The following is a 20,771-nucleotide window of genomic DNA, read 5'->3' as shown; positions in this document are numbered from 1 at the left end:
TTCAAAATAGGATTTTATCTTTGCGCGACTATGGCAACAGATCAGAACAAGTTCCAGGCGATCATTTCGCACTGTAAAGAATACGGTTTCATTTTCCCGTCGAGCGAAATTTACGACGGTCTGAGCGCGGTGTACGACTATGGCCAGTACGGCGCGGAGCTCAAGAAGAACGTGCGCGATTATTGGTGGCGTTCCATGACCCAGATGCACGAAAACATCGTGGGCATCGACGCGGCGATCTTCATGCACCCCACGGTTTGGAAAGCATCCGGGCACGTAGATAACTTCTCCGACCCGATGATCGATAATAAAGACAGCAAGAAGCGCTACCGCGTGGACCACCTGATCGAAGGGTACGCTGAAACGCTGGACGCGGATGCGGGCAAAGCCCTCATCGCCGAAATGGAGGGCCTGATTTCCAAAGACGATTTCGCCGGCCTGAAAAAGCTGATCGAGGATAACAAGATCAAATGCTCGGTGAGCGGGACCGTTAACTGGACAGACGTTCGCCAGTTCAACCTCATGTTCTCCACCGAATTCGGCGCCGTTGCATCCGACAATGAAGACGATAATAAAGTGTACCTCCGTCCGGAAACGGCGCAGGGTATTTTCGTGAACTTCCTGAACGTGCAGAAGACGGGCCGTATGAAGATCCCGTTCGGTATTGCGCAGGTGGGAAAGGCGTTCCGTAACGAGATCGTAGCCCGCCAGTTCGTGTTCCGCATGCGCGAGTTCGAGCAGATGGAGATGCAGTTCTTCATCCGCCCCGGCACCCAGCAGGAATGGTACGCTTACTGGAAAGAAGAGCGGTTGAAATGGCACAAGAGCCTGGGCCTGAAACCCGAGCACCTCCAGTTCCACGACCACGCCAAACTGGCCCACTATGCAGACGCTGCGGTGGACATCGAATATAATTTCCCGATCGGTTTCAAGGAAGTGGAAGGCATTCACAGCCGTACCGATTTCGACCTGTCGCAACACCAGAAATTCTCCGGCAAGAAGCTCCAGTACTTCGATCCCGAGATCAACCAGAACTACGTGCCGTACGTGATCGAAACCTCGATCGGTCTGGACCGCTGCTGCTTCATGGTGCTTTCCGAAGCGTATGTTGAAGAAGACCTCAGCACTCCCGAGAAAGCGGACTCCCGCGTGGTACTGAAGTTCCCGGCAAAGCTGGCGCCCATCAAACTGGCCGTATTCCCGCTCACTAAAAAAGATGGTTTGCCGGAACTCGCGCGCGAACTTTTCAACGATTGCAAAACCCAATTCTATTCCTTCTACGAAGAGAAAGATGCGATCGGTAAACGCTATCGCCGCCAGGATGCCATCGGTACGCCGTTCTGCGTAACCGTGGATCACCAGACAAAAGAAGACGGCACCGTTACCATCCGCTACCGCGATACGATGCAGCAGGAACGCGTTCCCATGAGCGAAGTGAAGAACATCGTCATGAAAGCTATGATGGTTTAATATATTCGTCTGAAAATAACGAGGCGCCTCCGACCGGAGGCGCCTTTTTTTATGCGATAAATCAACCGTTCCCTGCGATATGGAAACCGTCTTGCGATAAACGAATTTTGGTGTCGCGAAAATTCAAACTGTCTTGCGATAATCAAACCGCTCGCGATAAAAACGAACCTGACTGCAAAAATAATCCCAATTCCGGTAAAATCAACCGTACAGTTCGAGGTGAACATCGTGCCGGTCGTACCCCATCGCCTGTATCCGCTGCCGCGCCTCGTCGATCATCGCTTTCCAGCCGCAAAGGAAGAAATACGCCGGCCGGCGGTCGGCCAGCAAGTCTTCGTACACCTGGTGAACATAGCCGCGGTGGCCCGTCCACCCGGGATTATCTTCCCGCGAAAGGGTAGGGTGGTAGTGGAAACCAGGCATCTCTGCGGCGAGGGCGCGCATCTCGTCCTTGTACAGAATATCCTTCTCGTACCGCGATCCGTATATGAGATGGATATCGGGATGGGCGATGCCGTTCTTGTGGAGGAATTTCGCCATAGACCGGAACGGCGCTATACCCGTGCCCGTGCAAATGAGGAAAATATCGCGGTCGAGCGATTCGGGCAGCACGAAATTGCCCAGCGGTCCGCGGAGCGTAAGCTCGCTGCCTTCCCTGATCTCGTTGAAAATGTAAGTAGTGCCGGCTCCGCCTTCCAGTAGCACGATCACCAGTTCTATTTCCGATGAACCGTTGGGGTGGGAGGCGATGGAATAGCTCCGCCAGCGCTTGTTTTTCTTTTCGTGGATAGGCAAATCCAGCGTCACGAACTGCCCGGCCTTAAAGTGGAATGCTTCCTTTTCGGGGATGTGGATCCAATATCTACGCGTGTTATACGTCTCGTTCACAATCTTCGTTACCACGCCGGTATACCATTGTTCGAGCATGTATGAAGGTTTTTTGCAAGATGAGTAAAGCCATTTCACATAAATTACGCTTTTTTTCCGGTTTACGGGGGATTGCGGGAATGTTAGCACCCGAGCCCGGCCATATCCCTGACCCAAGGGAAGCGGAAAACTTGAAAATGCCTTATCTTTGCATCCTTCATGAATTTGCAGGGAGTATTACAATTGTTTGAACGGGATCCCCGCCTGAAATCACTGGCGGACGGGACCCTCATGCCCGCGCCCCGCTATTTTCACCTTACGGGCCTCACCGGCAGCGCCGCCGCCTTCGTGGCGGTAGTCCACCGCAACAGCTCAGACGCCAATCACCTCATCATCCTGAACGACAAGGAAGAAGCCGCTTATTTCCATAACGACCTGGAACATCTTTCCCAGGCGCTGGACATCTTCTACTTCCCCGATTCATTCAAGAAAACCGGCGTCTTTTCCGACTTCAACAGCAGCCACAGCATGCTGCGGACGGAAGCCCTCATGAAGCTCACCGGGCCCCAGCCCCACAAGAAAGTGCTCGTGACCTACCCCGAAGCCATCTTCGAAAAGGTAGCCGGCAACACGTCTTACAACACCAACATGGTGTCTGTCAAGGTCGGCGAGAACCTCAAGGTCGACGACCTGCTCGCCAAACTCGTGGAATGGGGCTTCGAAAGCACCGATTTCGTGTACGAACCCGGGCAATACGCCGTTCGCGGCGGCATCCTGGACATATATTCCTTCGGGAACGACAAACCCTACCGCATGGAACTCTTCGGAGACGAAGTAGACTCCATCCGCCTGTTCGACCCCGAATCCCAGCTTTCCGAGCGCAAGCTCATGCAGGTGACCCTCATCGCCAATATGGACACCCGGGCCACCACGCACCAGAAAATGTCGCTCACCGAGTTCCTCCCGGAAAACACCACCGTCTGGATCAAAGATCCCGCATACGTGCAGGGCGTGCTGGACCAGATGGAGCAGCGGCTCGACGACTGGCTGCAGTCCGGCCGCGCCACAGACGTGAGCGACGATGAAGCTATCCAGCTGTATGAAGCTGATTTCTCGAAAGCGGATGTGCTCATGAATGACCTGCTGCAACGCCATTGCGTGGTGTTCGGGGCGCATTTTAATTTCGAGAAAGTACCGGCCGGCGTACAGGAGATCGCGTTCAAAACGATGGAACAGCCCGTTTTCAACCGCCAGTTCGATCTCCTCATCAAAGACCTTTCCGCCCAGAACGCGGCCAAAACCGCACTGTTCATCTTCGCGGAAAACCCGCGGCAGCTCGAAAGGCTCCGCAGCATTTTCGAAGACCTCAAAGCCGATTTTCTCTTCTATCCCATCCCGGTGCCCATCAGCGCAGGGTTCGTGGATGCGGGACTGAAAATCGTTTGCTATACGGACCATCAGATCTTCCAGCGTTTCCATAAATACAAAGTGAAGCAGGCCTACAATAAAAACAGGGCCATCACGCTGAAAACTTTGCAGGAACTGCAGTCCGGCGATTTCGTGACCCATATCGATCACGGCGTGGGCGTATATTCCGGCTTGCAGAAGATCGAAGTAGGCGGAAAGATGCAGGAAGCGATCCGCATCATCTACAAAAACAACGATCTGCTGTACGTGAACATCAACTCACTGCACAAGATCAGCAAATACACCGGCAAGGAAGGCGTTACGCCCAAAGTCAATAAACTCGGCAGCGACGCGTGGGAGAAACTGAAGGAAAAGGCGAAGACCGAAGTAAAAGACATCGCCAAAGACCTCATCAAGCTCTACGCCGCCCGCAAGGCGCAGCAAGGGTTCCAGCACACGCCAGACACCTATCTGCAAACAGAACTGGAAGCCTCGTTCATTTACGAGGATACGCCAGACCAGTCCAAAGCCACGGCCGACGTGAAACGCGATATGGAATCCCCTTCGCCAATGGACCGCCTCGTTTGCGGAGACGTGGGCTTCGGCAAAACCGAAGTAGCCGTGCGCGCCGCATTCAAAACCGTGGTAGACGGCAAACAGGCCGCCGTGCTCGTGCCCACCACCATCCTCGCGTTCCAGCATTGGAAAACGTTCTCCGAGCGGTTGAAGGATTTCCCCTGCACGGTGGATTACATCAACCGTTTCAAATCCGCCAAAGAGAAGAAAGAAACGCTGAAAAAACTGGAGGAAGGAAAGGTAGACATCATCATCGGAACGCATTCGCTGCTCGGCAAGGAAGTGAAGTTCAAGGACCTCGGCGTCATGATCGTGGACGAAGAACAGAAATTCGGCGTGACGGCGAAGGAAAAGCTGAAAACGATGAAGGTGAACGTGGACACGCTCACGCTAACGGCCACGCCTATCCCGAGAACGTTGCAGTTCTCGCTCATGGGCGCCCGCGACCTTTCCATCATCAATACCCCGCCGCCCAACCGGCAGCCCATCGAAACGGAAGTGCTCGTGTTCGACAAGGAGCAGATCCGTGATGCCATTTATTATGAAACGGAGCGCGGTGGCCAGGTGTATTTCATCCACAACCGGGTGAACGGGCTGCGCGAAATGGCGGGCCTCATCCAGGAGCTGTGTCCGGACCTGAGCATCGCCACGGCGCACGGGCAGATGGAAGGGCATAAGCTGGAAGAAGTGATCCTCGATTTCATCGACCGCAAGTACGACGTACTGGTTTGTACCAATATCGTGGAAAGCGGGGTGGACATTTCCAACGCCAATACCATTATCATCAACAACGCCCATCACTTCGGCCTGAGCGATCTGCATCAGCTGCGCGGCCGTGTGGGCAGAAGCAACAAGAAAGCGTTCTGTTACCTGATGGCGCCGCCGATGAGCACGCTGCCGACAGACAGCCGCAAACGCCTCCAGACGCTGGAGCAGCACAGCGAACTGGGCTCCGGCTTCCAGATCGCCATGCGCGACCTCGATATCCGCGGTGCCGGGAACCTCCTGGGCGGCGAACAAAGCGGTTTCATCGCAGAGATCGGGTTCGATATGTACCAGAAAATCCTCGACGAAGCTATCAGGGAGCTCAAGCAAACCGATTTCAAAGACCTGTTCAAGGACCAGCTGGAAGAAAAGAAAGATTACGTTTCCGATACTACCATCGATACCGACCTCGAAATCCTCATCCCCGATACATATATCGAAAGCATCCAGGAAAGACTGAACCTCTACCAGGAGCTCGACAATATTACGCAGGAGTCCAAACTACAGGAATTCGCCGCCGGGCTGGAAGACCGCTTCGGGCCCGCGCCGGAACCCGTACACGATCTGTATACCACCATCCGCTGCCGTTGGATGGCCATTGCGCTGGGCTTCGAGAAAATGATCCTCAAAGAAGAAACCCTTCGCTGTTATTTCATCAATAACCCGGACAGCCCCTACTTCGAATCACCCACGTTCCAGCATATCCTGCACTACATCCAGACGCGCACCAACAACGCACGCCTGAAGCAGGTGGGCAAGAATTTCATGCTCATCGTAGACAGGATAGACTCCATGACCAAGCTGCACGACTTCCTCCGCAAAATGACCGACGCGCGGAATTAAGAACTTTTGTAACATATCTTTGTTTTATACGTTACACCGGCACACAAAATCATTTTACCTGACTAAAACTTAAAGAAAAGTTAAAGCCGGCACAAGCATATGGAAACACATCCATGCCCCGCATCCTGCTGGTGAATTTAAAACTGAAAGCAATGAAAAGATTAACCGTACTTTTAATGGCCCTTGTTATGACAGCAACTTCCTTTGCACAAACTACCGACAACAAGCCCCCGGTAAAAAAGATCGAAGTGAACGGCAGCGCCGAAATCGAGATCACGCCCGACGAGATCTATTTCAACATCACCCTGCGCGAATACATGAAGAACAAAACGCAGAAGGTTTCCATCACAGAACTGGAACAAAAACTCCAGAAAGCCGTGGAAGCCGCCGGTATCGCGAAAGGTGATTTCACCATCGCCAATGTATTCGGATATAACTACGACCAGTGGTGGAAAAAGAAGAAAGATGCGCCCGATTTCATGGCCCGCAAACAGTATCGCCTGAAATTGACCCGCCTCGACAAAATCAACGGCATCCTCGCCGCTGTGGATGAAGAAGGTATCGAAAGCGCGAACGTAGCTTCTTTCAGCAGCAGCAAAATGGAAGAATACCGCAAACAGGTGAAGATCGAAGCGCTGAAAGCCGCCAAGGCAAAAGCTGAATACCTGGTAGCCGCTATCGGTGAAAACCTCGCCGGTGTGATCGAAATCCAGGAGTTCAACACCGATCAGTACAGCGACGTTCGTCCTGAAATGGCGAATATGATGGTCCGCAAAGCCGCTGCTTACGACGCTGCAGGCGGTGCGCCCGATTCCAACATCGATTTCAAAACCATCAAGATCCGTGCGGAAGTGCGTGCCGTATGGGGAATCAAATAACGCGAAACTAAAACAACGCAAAAGAAGAAGGGCTCCTGGTCGTCACCGGGAGCCCTTTTCATGTCTTGATGGTTTGGTCACTGACGCCCGATGACGTATGACGCGGTCTACATTCTACTGTCGTTTTTAACTGTCTTTTCAGTCTATTTTGCTACTAACGGCCTCTTGCCGAAGTCAGGTAAGTTGGGATAAATAGGACACGTATGTTGCGATGGTTTTTCAGAAAATTACTTCGTGTATCTGATGAGCGAAACCTCGAATCTGCCTTCGGAAACCACTTTCTTTTTGGTTTCGTCCACATCATGGACCAACACGCCGCTAAACGTGCCCTTCGCTTTGGATTCGCTGATGGATTCGATCTTGATGGTGGCGCTGGCGCCGTACTCGAGGTCCACGGCTGAATAGCCGATACCTTCGCTGAGGCGCTGCATCCAGCCGATGGTATTGTATCGGAACGTGTTCAGTTCGTAGGTCCCGGTTTTCAGTTGTTTGTTGGGAAACGCGACGTTGACGGTCAGCAGCTGGTTGTCTCCCGTCATACCGCTCACGATGAGATGGCTCATCACATCGTTGGCCGTATCGTACAGGCTGCCGGTGAGTTGTTTGGAAACGGTGAGCTCCTGCCCGTCGAGTTTCATCGACATGGTGCCCTGGCTGCGGTTGTCCTCGAAAATATCTTTTTTCTTGCAGGCGGTGAGGCAAAGAGCCACCGCAATGCCAAGGGCCGGCAGCGTGCTTGCGATTTTCATAGGTATACGTTTCTTTGGTACAGGTGATGCTAGCGGATGCAATATACACCGTTAAAACACATTATCAAAATTAATTATAAATAAAAATTTGCATTGGTGGGAAAGTTGGGGAAAAACGAAGCGGCCGTTCCCTTTGAGTTGGAACGGCCGCTATTCGCAAGATATTATTACCGAGCGGGTTACGCGTCGATTTTTGCGTATTTGGCGTGCGATTCGATGAATTCGCGGCGCGGGGGGACCTCGTCGCCCATGAGCATGGTAAAGATGCGGTCGGCCTCCGGGAGGTTGTCGATCGTCACCTGTTTCAGCGTACGGACGTCCGGGTCCATCGTCGTATCCCACAGCTGCTCGGCATTCATCTCACCCAGACCTTTATATCGCTGGATGGTTACGCTGTCTTCCTTTCCGCCGCCGGCCAGCCGCGTAACGGCCGCCTTGCGCTGATCTTCGTTCCAGGCATACTGGAATTCCTTGCCTTTCTTCACGAGGTACAGCGGGGGTTGAGCGAGGTATACATACCCTTGTTCCACCATTTCGCGCATGTAACGGAATACGAAAGTTAGGATGAGGGTGGCGATGTGGCTTCCGTCCACGTCGGCATCCGTCATGATGATCAGCTTGTGATAACGGAGCTTGCTGAGGTTGAGGGCTTTATCGTCGTCGGGCGTACCGATGGTCACGCCGAGCGCCGTAAAGATATTTTTGATCTCTTCGTTCTCGTAGATTTTGTGCTCGAGGGCTTTTTCCACGTTCAGGATCTTACCGCGCAGCGGCAGGATGGCCTGGAAGTTACGGTTACGGCCCTGTTTGGCCGTACCACCCGCCGAGTCCCCTTCGACGAGGAAGAGCTCGCATTTATTGGGATCATTGTCGGAGCAGTCTGCCAGTTTGCCGGGGAGGCCGCTGCCGGTCATCACGCTCTTGCGCTGTACCATCTGGCGGGCTTTCCGGGCGGCTTCGCGGGCCTGGGCGGCCAGCACCACCTTGTTGATGATCTGCTTGGCTTCCTTGGGATGTTCTTCCAGGTAAGCGTCCAGTACGTTGGCCACCGCGGAGTCCACGATGCCCATAACGTCGGAGTTGCCGAGCTTGGTTTTGGTCTGCCCTTCGAACTGCGGCTCGGGAACTTTCACGCTCACGATGCAGGACAGCCCTTCGCGGAAGTCGTCTCCCGTCACCTCCACCTTCGATTTCTCGAACAGCTTGTTTTTATCGCCGTACGATTTGAACACGCGGGTGATGGCCCTGCGGAAGCCGGCTACGTGGGTGCCGCCTTCGATGGTATTGATATTATTAACGTAGGAGAAGATATGCTCGTTGAACGAATCGTTGTAGAGCATCGCTACTTCCACCGCCACATTGGCGTTGGCGTCATGAGTTTCGATATAGATCGGGTTGGGCAGCAGCGGGTTGCGGCGGCCGTTCTTGTCGATCAGTTCCACGAATTCGATGATACCGCCTTCGCTGTAGAAGGTTTCGCTGAAATTGTTGCCGTTGTCGTCTTTCTCCCGCTCGTCGCTAAGGGTGATGCGGATGCCGCGGTTCAGGAACGCCAGTTCGCGCAGGCGGCCGGCGAGGGTTTCGCGATTGTAAACGGTTTCGGTGAAAATGGTGGCGTCCGGTTTGAAATGTACGATCGTACCGGTGATATCGCTCTGGCCGATCTCGCGCACGGAGAACTGGGGGACGCCCATTCTGTATTCCTGCTCGAAAATCTTGCCTTCGCGGTGAACGGTTACGCGCAGGGGGTCGCTCAATGCGTTCACGCAGGATACGCCCACGCCGTGCAGGCCGCCAGACACCTTGTAGGTGTTTTTATCGAATTTACCACCGGCGTGCAGTACGGTCATCACCACTTCCAGCGCAGAACGCTGTTCTTTCTGGTGCATGCCCGTGGGGATGCCACGGCCGTCGTCCTTTACGCGGATGGAATTGTCTTCACAAATGGTTACTTCAATGTTCTTGCAATATCCGGCCAGGGCCTCGTCGATGGAGTTGTCTACCACCTCATAAACAAGATGGTGTAAACCTTTGACACCGATGTCGCCAATATACATGGCGGGGCGTTTACGCACGGCTTCCAGCCCTTCCAGTACCTGGATATTATCGGCGCCGTAATTGCTGGAGGCAGGCGGTGCTTGCACTAGTTCTTCACTCATATTTTTAGCTGAAAATCTTTTTTGAACAAATCCGTTGAATATCCAGCAAAAATACGGAAAATCAGGCTAATTTCCATGAAAAACAAGGCTAATTTGAGGGGTGTGGATACTCGGTGGAAACTGCAGTCCTACAACCCGGCCGCCAAATCGGTCAGCACCGTTTCCTTGATACCGGTGAAGATGGTCTTCCAGACGAGGTTGAAGAACGATTTTTGCGGATCTCTCGTGAATTTGGGTTTGGCAGTCCGCAAAGGCTGTCCGGGCGAAGGGTTTTCGTTCTGGATCACCATCAGGTTCGCGATGAGGCTCACCAGTCCTTTTTTCCGTTTTTTGCCTTTTGCCACGATATCTTTCAGGAAATCGATCTTCAGATCGTCGTATTGCATGGTCAGCGTGCCTGCGGCCGAACGCTCGTTACCCCGGATGTGCCATTCCAGTTCCCGGATTTTGGCGGAGCGGATAGACACCTCTCCCAGCGGCCGGGTAGCCGCGTTCATCTCCCTGCCGTCCATATCGTTCAGCTTCCCGCTCACGGCAAAAGCGCCGGCATCGTTCCCCAGCGCGAAATCGAAATGCGCCTTCAGCTTGCCGGTCCGCATGAGAATGGCGTGAAGGTCTACCGTGGCGTGGGGATTTTTCTGCACCAGGGAATCCACGTTCGTGATGTTTCGGAACGTGCCCCCGGCCTGATGAAACTCCACCACGCCGGTTTGCCCGTTGCCCGGGTTCACCTCCGAATAACTCACCTGCACGCCCTGCGCCGTAAGCGTATCGATCCGCAAAGGCAGCTCCAGCTTCATGAGCAGCTGGTTGGGGAACTTGCCGAGCAGATCGCCCGGCGGCATGGGCAGCCCCCGGTTGCGGTAAACATGCAGCTCCCCGCCGTCGATACTCGCTTTCCGGATAACCGCCTCCTGCTGCAGGATGTGGCGGAGCAGTACGCCGTCAGCTGTTATATTGTTGAAAGTCAGTTGAAAACGATCCTTTTGCGTACCGATCCGTTTGTCGAATTCGGATGTACTGTACCGGGGATCCAGCTGGAAACTGGCCACAGTCAACTGTTTGGCCACGGCGTTGAAGGAAATATTGGAAAGCCGCATCCAGTAAAGGCTGTCGGCCGTCCGGTACTCCCATTTCCGGAGCCCCACGGTAAAATCCTGCGCATACAGCACGCGCGTCAGGTCATTTTCGCTGATGGAGTCGATGGCGAGATTTCGTAGTACCACGTCGAGGTTTCCGAGCTTCGTGATCTTTCGGCTGCTGTCTTCCCGGATTTGCGTGAATTGCAGGCTGGTATTGGCTAATTCGATCTCCCCGATGCGGAAATTCCGGATGGAGCGCGAAACGGATGCGTAAAAGCTCTTCCGGGGCGTGGTATCGTTGCTGCGCATGTCGTGCACGATGGTCAGTTCGGGGTCGCGGAGCCGGAACGATCTGGCATCCACCTCTTTATGCAGGAAATACCGCCAGATTTTCAGTCCCGTCACCTGTACCCGCCCCAGTTTGGCGTTGTACAGCACTTCCGGGGCGCGCTGTTCGTGTACGAGCCGATCATAAACGGCGGAATCGGGGAGGAGCGCCACATGGTCGATGGCTACGCTGCCGGTGAGCAAATTCAGGTGGATCTTGCCATAGGCGAGGGTATAGAGGCTGTCCGACCCTTCGGTCACATATCTCCGCAATTCCGCATCGAGCAGCTTTTTCCAGTACGTGCCGAGGTACCATCCGCCGGCGAGCAGGGCTATGGCCAGGGCGCCAGCCACGAATAGAATGATTTTCCAGGATTTCTTCATGCGTAATCTACTGTTGCTAAAGTTATACCAATTCCCCCGGTAAGGTCTGTGAATTGTAAGGACTTTGTCAGCCTGATGCGATAATAACAATCATTCGTTACTTTTGTCCGGCTTCATATGAAAGAAATACAGGAAATATTACAATTGGCGATGGCGCAGCCGGCCATGAGTGACCAGCTGGAGCTGGCGGTGTCCGAATCGGTCGCCGTTCCTGATTGTCTTGATTACACCTTGCAACGGTATGTATACGATCGTCCGCTTCCTGTGGAAGATGTGGCGATGGTGGTGTACCAGCCCGCCAAGCGCGGGAAGAGCGCGGCTATCGAACTGCGGTACTGCGTGGCGGGGAACAAGTATTGCCAGCGGCCGAACTGTAACGACCGGGTTTGTGCGGAAGGGCATAAAGCGGCAGATTGCGCGAGCGATAAACTGCCTTCGATCGATTTGATCACGGTGCGTTTCCATCCCGGGTTCATCCAGTCTTTACAGAAGAGCAATACGAACAGTACGCTGTTCGAGCTGCAATCGCGCAAGCCTTTCATGAAAACCATCCAGCCCTGCACGAAGTCGAAAAACGTGCTGGAGCAGATGGTACATCATAATTATGAAGGGGTGTTGAAAAACATCTTCCTGCAGAGCAAATCCCTGGAGCTGCTGCTCTTCAGTTCCGACCAGTTCATACAGAACGATACTGAAGAGCGTTACGGCTGCCGCTTCCTGACGCAGATGGAAGACCGCTCCAAGATCGAAAAGGCGCGCACCATCCTCCTGGAGCAACTGGATGCGCCCATTACCATACGCGAACTGGCGCGCAAGGTGGCGATGAACGAATGTTACCTCAAAAAAGGCTTCAAAGCCATGTACGGCACCACCATCTACGATTATTTCCAGAAGGAAAGAATGGAAAAGGCCCGCGGTCTCCTCTATGAAAAAGGGATGTCCGTTTCGGAAGTGGCCATGATGATGGGGTATTCCTGCATTTCACATTTCTCTACCGCTTTCAAGAAGCATACAGGCCTGAAACCCTGTGAGTTATTACTTCGCTAACCCGTTTTTCCCGGTACGATCATTTCTTTTCCCGATCCGATATTTCGTTTGACGAAGATCGATGCATCTTTGTAACACGTTACTGGATATCGATCCGGTTACCTCATAAGCTTCCTTATCAGATTTGACCTAAATCGGGAAGGCTTGCGGTTAGTAATGCCATTAAAGCGGCGCCCTGATCAAACACCACTCACGACAAAGAGCTGGGGGCCGCCATCCGTAAGTTTTTCCACCGTAATTTGCATAAAGCCGTTACTTTTCTGTAGCGGCTTTTTTCTTTTTTAGCCTGTTGTGGAGCAACCGTAGAATTTTATCGACCACCGTGGAATTTGTCTACGGTTGTTTGTTGGATGTGGGTTTGGTGTAGATGGCTGATTTTATGATATTTTATGGGTCGGAGGGATTCACTGCTTGTTGAAAAAGTTAATCCGATTAACATCCGTGACTTATAACTTAAGGTACTGACATATCAGCGGGGAAGAAACATTACGTCATGACAGCGCCAACTCATTTGCAGGTTTGTTCGTTGGAATTTTTTCATCAACCGGAAATTACATCCACCTGGAATACGCATTTTTTCTTGCAGGCAATTTTGTCGGAAGGATTATATAATTCGGCGGGAATATTCTTCCGTTGAACGCCGGCGACTTTTAACGTGATTTGACGAATGAGCCACGTAGCGTCTGCCCTCAATCCCTTTACAGGCTTATTTGTGAGCGGAAGCATACTTCCATTTGCAGGAAAAGAAAAACCCCGCCCAAAAGAGCAGGGTCTGTCCTATTTATCCCTATACCTATGAAATACTTAATTATGTGTTGTAAGTAGTACTAATCAACAATAGTGCCAGCATCGTTCATCAGTACTGTTTTGGCAGCACCATTTTCTTCGATGCTTACTTTGTAATAAGAGGCAACATCCGCTCTTTCGATTTTCCACCCTTCTTTAACAACGGCGGACGGATATTTGTTCTTCAAAGTTCCCAAAACTGTTTCGGGCACAGCTCCGTTCAGGTATTCGCTGCGGGTAGCCACCCAGGCTCCTTCTGCATTGTACTCTACTGCGGTCTTCACGCTGTCCCTGCTAAAGGATGCGATCCAGTTACCGCCGGCTGTTTTTACCCAGGCCGCGTTCGTAGTGCCTGCATATTGGGCATTTTGCTCGAATGCCGCTTTTACGGGCGCAGGAGCCTCTACTTTCTTAGCTGTGGTCTTGGATTTTTTGGTGGATTTCTGTTGCGAAAACGCTATGCTGGAAGTGAAGATAGCAGCGCAAAGAAGTAACGTTACTCTTTTCATAAAAGATATGGTTTTTCTCTGTTATACGGTCTTCTCTTTCAGTACCAAAACCTTGCCAAAAACGCAAAGTAAGTACAGTTTATTGTAAATTACCCAATTTCGCCGTCATTTTTTTCAAAATCCCTTTATTTTTTATGAACGGCAGGCCCACAGGGAATCCTCCGCCTATTTTCGTAACTTCGCAGAATTTTAAAATCCATTCATTAACAACCAGGTGGGGTATTGAATATGGCCAGCAAATATCAGGAATATAACCAGCTGAATTTACCGCAAATAGAACAGGAAATCCGGAAGGAATGGGAGCAGCACCAGATCTTCGAAAAAAGCGTCTCCAACCGCGACGGCGCCATCCCTTTCGTTTTTTATGAAGGCCCCCCGAGCGCCAACGGCCTCCCTGGTATCCACCACGTGATTTCCCGATCCCTCAAAGACCTCGTTTGCCGCTACAAAACCATGAAAGGCTACCAGGTGAAACGCAAAAGCGGTTGGGACACCCATGGCCTCCCGGTAGAGCTCGGCGTCGAAAAAATGCTGGGCATCACGAAGGTAGACATCGGGAAAAAAATCTCCATCGAAGAATATAACGAAACCTGCCGCAAGGAAGTACTTAAATATAAAGACGTCTGGGAAGAGCTCACCCGAAAAATGGGATACTGGGTTGATTTGCAACACCCTTACATCACCTTCGAGAACGATTATATCGAAACCTTATGGTGGTGCCTCCAGCAACTCTATAAAAAAGGACTGCTCTATAAAAGCGTCTCCATCCAGCCGTATTCCCCCGCAGCCGGCACCGGCCTCAGCTCCGCGGAACTGAACATGCCCGGCACCTATAAAGATGTAAAAGATACCACGGTAGTGGCCATGTTCAAAGCCCTGCCCTCCGAAAAATCACAATTCCTCTTCGACGCCGCTGGCAACGGAGAAGAAGTGTTTTTCCTCGCCTGGACCACCACGCCCTGGACCCTCCCGTCCAACCTCGGGCTCACGGTCGGCGAAAACATCGACTATCAACTCATTAAATCCTTCAACCCCTATACCCACCTCCCCATCAATGTGGTAGTGGCCAAAGACCTCGCCGGCAAATATTTCAAAGCCGAAGGATTGAACGGCGACCTCGCCGCCTGGAAACCGGAAGACAAAATCATCCCCTGGCAGGTCATCGCCGACTTCAAAGGCCGCCAGCTCGAAAACATCCGCTACGAGCAACTGCTGCCTTTCGCGCAACCTGAAGAGGGCGACCCCTTCCGCGTGCTGCTGGGCGATTTCGTAACCACCGAAGACGGTACCGGTATCGTGCATACCGCGCCCGCGTTTGGGGCAGACGACAATCGCGTCGGTAAAAAATACGGCATCGGCATCCTCACGCTGGTAGACCGCCAGGGCAAATTCACCGATAACGTCGGCGAATTCTCCGGCCGTTACGTGAAAAACTACATCAACGAAGCCGATTATAAGGACGTAGACGTAGATATCGCCGTAAAACTGAAGAAAGAAAACCGCGCCTTCCGCGTAGAAAAATACGAACACACCTATCCCCATTGCTGGAGAACGGACAAACCCGTCCTCTACTACCCGCTGGATGCCTGGTTCATCCGCACCACCGCCATGAAAGACCGGATGGTGGAGTTGAACAAGACCATCAAGTGGAAACCGGCGGCCACCGGCACCGGCCGCTTCGGCCAATGGCTGGAGAACATGGTGGACTGGAACCTCAGCCGCAGCCGCTACTGGGGCACGCCACTGCCGATCTGGCGTTCGGAAGACGGGACCGAGGAAATCTGCATCGGGTCTATCGCCGAACTGAACGAAGGGATCCGCAAAGCCAATGAAGTACTGGGCGGAGATGTGAACAAGCAATACCTGCACGACGGTATCCTCGATCTGCATAAGCCTTATGTGGACGACATCGTGCTGGTAAGCCCCACAGGCAAGCCCATGTACCGCGAGCCGGACCTGGTAGACGTGTGGTTCGATTCCGGCGCCATGCCGTACGCGCAATGGCATTACCCTTTCGAGAACAGGGATAATATAGATAAAGGGCTCGCTTTCCCGGCGGATTTCATCGCCGAAGGCGTGGACCAGACGCGGGGTTGGTTCTATACCCTGCATACGCTGGGTGTGATGCTGTTTGACAGTGTGGCTTATAAGACCGTGGTTTCCAATGGCCTGGTGCTGGATAAAGACGGCAACAAGATGAGCAAGCGCCTTGGCAACGTGGTGGACCCGTTCCAGACGATCGATCAATATGGCGCAGATGCCACCCGTTGGTACATGATTACCAACGCATCGCCCTGGGATAACATGAAATTCAATGTGGAGGGTATCAAGGAAGTACAGCGCAAACTGTATGGCACCCTGTACAATACCTATAACTTCTTTGCGATGTACGCGAACCTGGACGGTTTCCGCTTCCAGGAGCAATACATCCCGCTGGCAGACCGTCCGGAAATCGACCGATGGATCATTTCGGTGTTGAATTCGCTCGTGAAGCGGGTGACGGACAGCCTCGACGATTTCGAGCCCACGCAGGCGGGCCGCGCCGTGCAGGAATTCGTGGACGAGCACCTGAGCAACTGGTACGTAAGGCTTTGCCGCCGCCGGTTCTGGAAAGGGGAGTATGAGCACGACAAGATTTGTGCGTTCCAGACGCTGTACGAATGCCTCGAGAAGGTGTCGCAGCTCATGGCGCCGGTTTCTCCGTTCTTCTCCGACTGGATGTATCGTAACCTGAACAGTGTCAGTGGTTTACGTCCGGAAGCATCGGTGCATCTGTCCGATTTCCCTGCGGTAGACGAAACGGCGGTAGATGCGGAGCTGGAGGAAAGGATGCAGTTGGCGCAGGATATTTCCTCGCTGGCGCTCAGCCTTCGTAAGAAGACCAATATCAAGGTCCGGCAGCCTTTGCAGAAGATCCTGATACCGGTTACGGACGCCCATATGAAAGACCAGATCGCGCTGGTGGAGCACTTGATAAAAAGTGAAGTGAATGTAAAAACTATTGAGTATCTTACGGAAACGGAAGGGTTTATCAAGAAAAAGATTAAGCCGAACTTCAAATCCCTCGGTACCCGGATGGGTGCCAGGATGAAGGCGGTGGCGGGTGCGATCGGTGAAATGACGCAACACGACATTGCCTCGCTGGAGAAGTCCGGAGAATTTGGCTTGAGTATTGATAATGAGCACATTCCGATCGGTTTGACGGATGTTGACATCATTTCCGAAGATATTCCAGGCTGGACAGTAGCGAATAAAGGTATGTTAACCGTGGCCCTGGATATCACCATTTCACCTGAATTAATGGACGAGGGCAATGCGAGAGAGCTGGTGAACCGCATTCAGAAGATACGGAAGGACAGTGGTTTTGAGTTAACTGACCGTATCAGTGTCAAAGTACCGGACGTTCCGTCCCTGAAATCGGCGTTAATGAACTTTAATGACTATATTTGCACGGAAATTTTGGCAGATAGCTTGGAAATAGTGCCGCAATTACAGGAAGGTACGGAGGTAGAAGTTAACGAATTTAAATTCAACGTATTAGTTAACAAAAAAAGCTAATCCCATGGCAACAAAGAAGAAGGTTGCTGGTAAGACTATCAAGAAGGCGGCTCCTGCGAAGAAAGCGGTAGCGAAGAAAGCGGCGGCACCTAAGAAGGCTGCAGCCAAAGCGGCGCCTGCCAAAAAGAAGCCGGCTGCTGCGCCGAAGAAGGCGGCGGCGAAGAAACCCGCGGCGAAAGTTGTGAAACCCGCTCCGAAGAAAGCTGCCGCGAAGAAACCGGCTGTGAAGGTAACTACTTCAAAAGCAACCTCTTCCAAGAAAGCAGTGCCGGCTAAAAAGCCAGCTGCTGTTGCCAGGAAAGCTGCGGCTCCGGTGAAGAAGACGGCGGTTAAGCCTGCTCCTGTTGCCAAAAAGCCCGCGGTTGTGGCGAAAGCTCCCGTTAAAAAATCAGTGAAGGCCGTAACCGTAAAAGCGGTGCCGGTACCTGCACCCAAAACCAAGAAAGCACCGGCGGCCAAAACCCCGGTTGCGCAGACTGGGCCGATTATTGCTAAACCCGTAGAAAAAGTAGATATAATGGCAAAGAGCAAACAGGAAAAATCAGAAAAAGAGCCGGTTAAGAAGGCCAAAGCAGAAGAACCTGCGAAACGGGTTGCTGAGAAACCTGCTGGAAAAACGACATCCCGCTCCGCCGGAAGCAGCCGTTCTTCCTCCGCCAAAGCGGTGACATACGTGCCGGAATTCACCAAATCCGTGCTCGATCAGCCCGAAGCGCCCACAGGTCCGATATATCGTTATAGCGATCCCGAATTGCAGGAGTTCAAGGAAATCATCCTCAAAAAACTGGAAGCCGCCAAAAAAGAACTGGTGTTCCTCCAGGGCCTGATCACCCGTAAGGATGAAGCAGGCACCGATGATACCGAAAACAAATACATGAGCATGGAAGACGGCTCCGGTTCCCAGGAACGCGAGCAGCTCAACCAAATGGCAAGCCGCCAGATCCAGTTCATCGACCACCTCGAGAAAGCCCTCGTGCGTATCGAAAACAAAACTTACGGCATCTGCCGCGAAACCGGCAAGCTCATCGAAAAAGCTCGCCTGAAAGCAGTTCCGCACGCGACCCTCAGCATCGAAGCGAAACTCGCCAAAAGCAAATAACCGTCAAGCAAAAAATAATGGAAGGCCGTCCGTTCTGGATGGCCTTTTTGTTTGCCCCTGCCTCATGGCCGCATTCACCCTACTTCATCAATACCATCGCCCATCACCCTGTTTATTACCCCCATCAATGCAAGCCGCAAATCGTAAAATTTTTCCCTGCCGGGCGAAAATGCAACAGCAGCGGATTGCAGTTTCGAAATTGTATCCGGATATATAACGTTATTGCATACACGTTAATGGCTATCCAGTTTACAAATGGATGGGCCACCCGGAAGAATAGCCCCCGTTCATACTTCTGTTACCACCCAACACAATAAGAATCGGGAATTGTGCCGGGCCAATTTATGGATCGAATGAAGAAACTGCAAGGGGGCCGGGGCCGCGAGATCACGGCCCCCCCTGATAAAATAATCCCATGTTATGATGATAAGCGTCATCAAAATCAACAACACGAAACTAATGATCAGCGAAACCATAACCTGAGAAAAAGGGCGAGGAAATCTCAGTGTGGGAAGAGAATATCTCCGAAAATCGGAGGATAAAAAAAAGCTCCTCCGAATGAATGGAGGAGCTCGTGGATTATATACCTTTTGTTTATTGCTATGCAGGTTTCAATGCCTTCCCATCGCAATCTTCCTTCCGCCGAAACGCTTTTCCCACCTGCCTTGCAGCCAGGTACACCAATCCTGCCGCCGCCAGCGCCGCCAAACCTCCCAATCCAATGTTCAACGCCTGGCTCTTCGTCGGCCAACGCTTCTTCACCTTGTCGGGGCTCGCCTGCGCAATGTCCAGCAACGGCGCCATGCAATTGTCTTCGATCACCTTATCGGCCATCGTCGCGGTTTCTACATGTTGTGGATGGTACGCCACACCAATGCCCGCGTCCTGCAACAGTTCGCCATCGGTTTCGCCGTTGCCGACGTAAATAATGTTCTGCGACTGGATATGGTATTTGTCGGAAATATATCGCAGGATATTGCTCTTGCAATACTGCGCACTTCCGTTCCTTCCGGAGATGAAATAATCGGGCACCGTTATCTCGCCGGTAGCCACGCTATGCACGAGGTGCAACCTGTTGGCAAACGCGAAATCGGCGCCCAGCTTGTTTTTCATGTGGTTGGCCACACATTCGAACCCGTCCGTGATCAGGCCGCAGATGTACCCGCGCCGTTTCAGTTCACGAATGACATGACGGATGTCAGGCGTCACGGGAATACTATCCGCCACCTCCAGCAGTTCCGCCAGGTTCCTGCCCTTGAAAAGCGCAGCGCTGCGCGTGAGCACCGATAACGGATCGGTATAATGTTGCAGCACCTGCACGAGCGACTCCTCCTGTTCAAAGGCCACTGCAGCGGAATACAGGTAGTTTTCGCGGAAGATCGTTTCGTCGAGATTGAAGATCACCATCTTCTGCAGCTTGTCGATGGATTCGAGGATCGAATATTCCATCTGCTCGCGGATGATGTTGATGTTGCCCAGCGTTTCGAGGTTTTGCTGGGGAATGCTTTCCGCTTTTTTCAGGATGGTGCGGCTCACTTCGCGGCTCATTTTACTCAGCTGTTCCCAGGTCTGCATCGCATTCTCGAGCCGGCCGATATTCACTTCGCGGATGCGCGCGCCCATGAGGTACATGTCTATCAGCAACCCGATGTCTACGCCGTAGTCGTTCTCGAAATGAACCTGCTGCAACATGTCTTTCCGCGCGGCGATCATACCGCTGAGCGGCTGGTTGAAATGCGCAAGCTCGGGGAAAAGAATACTCAGCAGTGGTTTGGCCACAAGCTGCGTTACACGGCCTGCCTGCCGTTCGAAATATGATTTGGTGAAATCGGCTTCGTTGTTCACGATTGCGTCGGTCAGCATTTCCACCAGTGCGTCCGGATATGTGAGAATGTCGCCGTCCACATACATGATGATATCATGTTTCGCGGCCATCATGCCTTCCCGCATGGAAATCCCTTTCCCGCGCTGGCTGCTGGTGATGACGCGCACCCGTTCCTTCAGGGCTTCGTCTACGGTATTATCGGTGGAGTTGTCGTCAACTACGATAATGTCGATAGGTCGGGATGTTTTTTTGATGGTCTTGATGACCTGTCTGATCGTTGCGCCCTCGTTGAGCACGGGAATAACTACGGAAATCATAGGCGTCAATAATAGTTTTTGTGAACAATTACAGTGCCTTTTGGCAGCCTCTTGCCCCAAAAATGATACCATAATGGCGCCATGCATGGCGCGGGAACCGCCAAAAAAGGCTAATTTTACGTT

13 protein-coding genes are annotated in these 20,771 nt (G+C 52.5%); 6 read left to right on the top strand and 7 right to left on the bottom strand.

The genetic code is table 11. The features are described from left to right. The first annotated feature begins 30 nt into the window (after positions 1-30). Complete coding sequence (locus EJ361_RS06260) at positions 31-1,470, top strand: glycine--tRNA ligase (protein ID WP_126244497.1); 1,440 nt, start codon at positions 31-33, stop codon at positions 1,468-1,470. A gap of 201 nt (positions 1,471-1,671) precedes the next feature. On the opposite strand, the gene EJ361_RS06255 is transcribed toward EJ361_RS06260, so the two are convergent. Further along, entirely contained in the window at positions 1,672-2,397 is a 726-nt protein-coding gene (locus EJ361_RS06255; RefSeq protein WP_126244496.1) for a ferredoxin--NADP reductase, read from the bottom strand. 159 nt (positions 2,398-2,556) lie between these two features. Here EJ361_RS06255 and mfd point away from each other — a divergent pair, with 159 nt between their 5' ends. Together mfd and EJ361_RS06245 are read left to right on the top strand one after the other, a co-directional pair. Beyond that, positions 2,557-5,928, top strand: a complete 3,372-nt coding sequence (mfd, locus tag EJ361_RS06250; protein WP_126244495.1) for a transcription-repair coupling factor — start codon at positions 2,557-2,559, stop codon at positions 5,926-5,928. 188 nt (positions 5,929-6,116) lie between these two features. Next, positions 6,117-6,806 (top strand): SIMPL domain-containing protein, encoded by a 690-nt coding sequence (locus EJ361_RS06245; protein WP_164714109.1) that lies wholly within the window; start codon positions 6,117-6,119, stop codon positions 6,804-6,806. A 227-nt stretch (positions 6,807-7,033) separates the two neighbouring features. On the opposite strand, the gene EJ361_RS06240 is transcribed toward EJ361_RS06245, so the two are convergent. The 3 genes from EJ361_RS06240 to EJ361_RS06230 form a co-directional block, all read right to left on the bottom strand. Beyond that, entirely contained in the window at positions 7,034-7,555 is a 522-nt protein-coding gene (locus EJ361_RS06240) for a hypothetical protein (RefSeq protein ID WP_126244493.1), read from the bottom strand. A gap of 179 nt (positions 7,556-7,734) precedes the next feature. Further along, positions 7,735-9,714: a DNA topoisomerase (ATP-hydrolyzing) subunit B gene (gene gyrB, locus EJ361_RS06235; protein WP_126244492.1), complete on the bottom strand. Its 1,980-nt coding sequence runs from the start codon at positions 9,712-9,714 to the stop codon at positions 7,735-7,737. 128 nt (positions 9,715-9,842) lie between these two features. Then, entirely contained in the window at positions 9,843-11,507 is a 1,665-nt protein-coding gene (locus EJ361_RS06230) for a hypothetical protein (protein ID WP_126244491.1), read from the bottom strand. Between the two features lie 117 nt (positions 11,508-11,624). On the opposite strand from EJ361_RS06230, the gene EJ361_RS06225 reads away from it, so the two are divergent. Then, the gene (locus EJ361_RS06225) at positions 11,625-12,554 is read left to right on the top strand and encodes a helix-turn-helix domain-containing protein (protein ID WP_126244490.1); all 930 of its coding nucleotides are present in this window, start codon (positions 11,625-11,627) and stop codon (positions 12,552-12,554) included. Positions 12,555-13,381: 827 nt separating this feature from the next. On the opposite strand, the gene EJ361_RS06220 is transcribed toward EJ361_RS06225, so the two are convergent. Next, a complete protein-coding gene (locus tag EJ361_RS06220; protein WP_126244489.1) occupies positions 13,382-13,849 on the bottom strand; it encodes a PepSY-like domain-containing protein in 468 nt (155 codons plus the stop codon). 228 nt (positions 13,850-14,077) lie between these two features. On the opposite strand from EJ361_RS06220, the gene ileS reads away from it, so the two are divergent. After that, positions 14,078-17,407 carry an isoleucine--tRNA ligase gene (gene ileS, locus EJ361_RS06215; RefSeq protein WP_126244488.1) on the top strand — a complete coding sequence of 1,110 codons (3,330 nt, stop codon included), beginning with the start codon at positions 14,078-14,080 and terminating at the stop codon, positions 17,405-17,407. Here ileS and EJ361_RS25830 read toward each other — a convergent pair. Continuing rightward, positions 17,387-18,097 carry a hypothetical protein gene (locus EJ361_RS25830; RefSeq protein ID WP_240646556.1) on the bottom strand — a complete coding sequence of 237 codons (711 nt, stop codon included), beginning with the start codon at positions 18,095-18,097 and terminating at the stop codon, positions 17,387-17,389. The two genes, ileS and EJ361_RS25830, sit on opposite strands and share 21 nt — an antisense overlap. Here EJ361_RS25830 and EJ361_RS25825 point away from each other — a divergent pair. Next, a complete protein-coding gene (locus EJ361_RS25825; RefSeq protein WP_240646555.1) occupies positions 18,081-18,506 on the top strand; it encodes a TraR/DksA family transcriptional regulator in 426 nt (141 codons plus the stop codon). The two genes, EJ361_RS25830 and EJ361_RS25825, sit on opposite strands and share 17 nt — an antisense overlap. A gap of 600 nt (positions 18,507-19,106) precedes the next feature. Here EJ361_RS25825 and EJ361_RS06205 read toward each other — a convergent pair. Beyond that, a complete protein-coding gene (locus tag EJ361_RS06205; protein ID WP_164714108.1) occupies positions 19,107-20,648 on the bottom strand; it encodes a glycosyltransferase in 1,542 nt (513 codons plus the stop codon). Between the last annotated feature and the right edge of the window lie 123 nt (positions 20,649-20,771).

The organism is Chitinophaga rhizosphaerae, from assembly GCF_003958645.1.
GTDB classification, from domain to species: Bacteria; Bacteroidota; Bacteroidia; order Chitinophagales; family Chitinophagaceae; genus Chitinophaga; species Chitinophaga rhizosphaerae.
This window is presented reverse-complemented; position numbering and strand designations above follow the sequence as displayed.

What these genes read in the sequence shown, in the direction of transcription:
- EJ361_RS06260 (WP_126244497.1), top strand. Translation starts at nt 31, where the DNA reads ATGGCAACAGATCAGAACAAGTTCCAGGCGATCATTTCGCACTGTAAA.
- EJ361_RS06255 (WP_126244496.1), bottom strand. Translation starts at nt 2,397, where the DNA reads ATGCTCGAACAATGGTATACCGGCGTGGTAACGAAGATTGTGAACGAG.
- mfd (WP_126244495.1), top strand. Translation starts at nt 2,557, where the DNA reads ATGAATTTGCAGGGAGTATTACAATTGTTTGAACGGGATCCCCGCCTG.
- EJ361_RS06245 (WP_164714109.1), top strand. Translation starts at nt 6,117, where the DNA reads ATGACAGCAACTTCCTTTGCACAAACTACCGACAACAAGCCCCCGGTA.
- EJ361_RS06240 (WP_126244493.1), bottom strand. Translation starts at nt 7,555, where the DNA reads ATGAAAATCGCAAGCACGCTGCCGGCCCTTGGCATTGCGGTGGCTCTT.
- gyrB (WP_126244492.1), bottom strand. Translation starts at nt 9,714, where the DNA reads ATGAGTGAAGAACTAGTGCAAGCACCGCCTGCCTCCAGCAATTACGGC.
- EJ361_RS06230 (WP_126244491.1), bottom strand. Translation starts at nt 11,507, where the DNA reads ATGAAGAAATCCTGGAAAATCATTCTATTCGTGGCTGGCGCCCTGGCC.
- EJ361_RS06225 (WP_126244490.1), top strand. Translation starts at nt 11,625, where the DNA reads ATGAAAGAAATACAGGAAATATTACAATTGGCGATGGCGCAGCCGGCC.
- EJ361_RS06220 (WP_126244489.1), bottom strand. Translation starts at nt 13,849, where the DNA reads ATGAAAAGAGTAACGTTACTTCTTTGCGCTGCTATCTTCACTTCCAGC.
- ileS (WP_126244488.1), top strand. Translation starts at nt 14,078, where the DNA reads ATGGCCAGCAAATATCAGGAATATAACCAGCTGAATTTACCGCAAATA.
- EJ361_RS06205 (WP_164714108.1), bottom strand. Translation starts at nt 20,648, where the DNA reads ATGATTTCCGTAGTTATTCCCGTGCTCAACGAGGGCGCAACGATCAGA.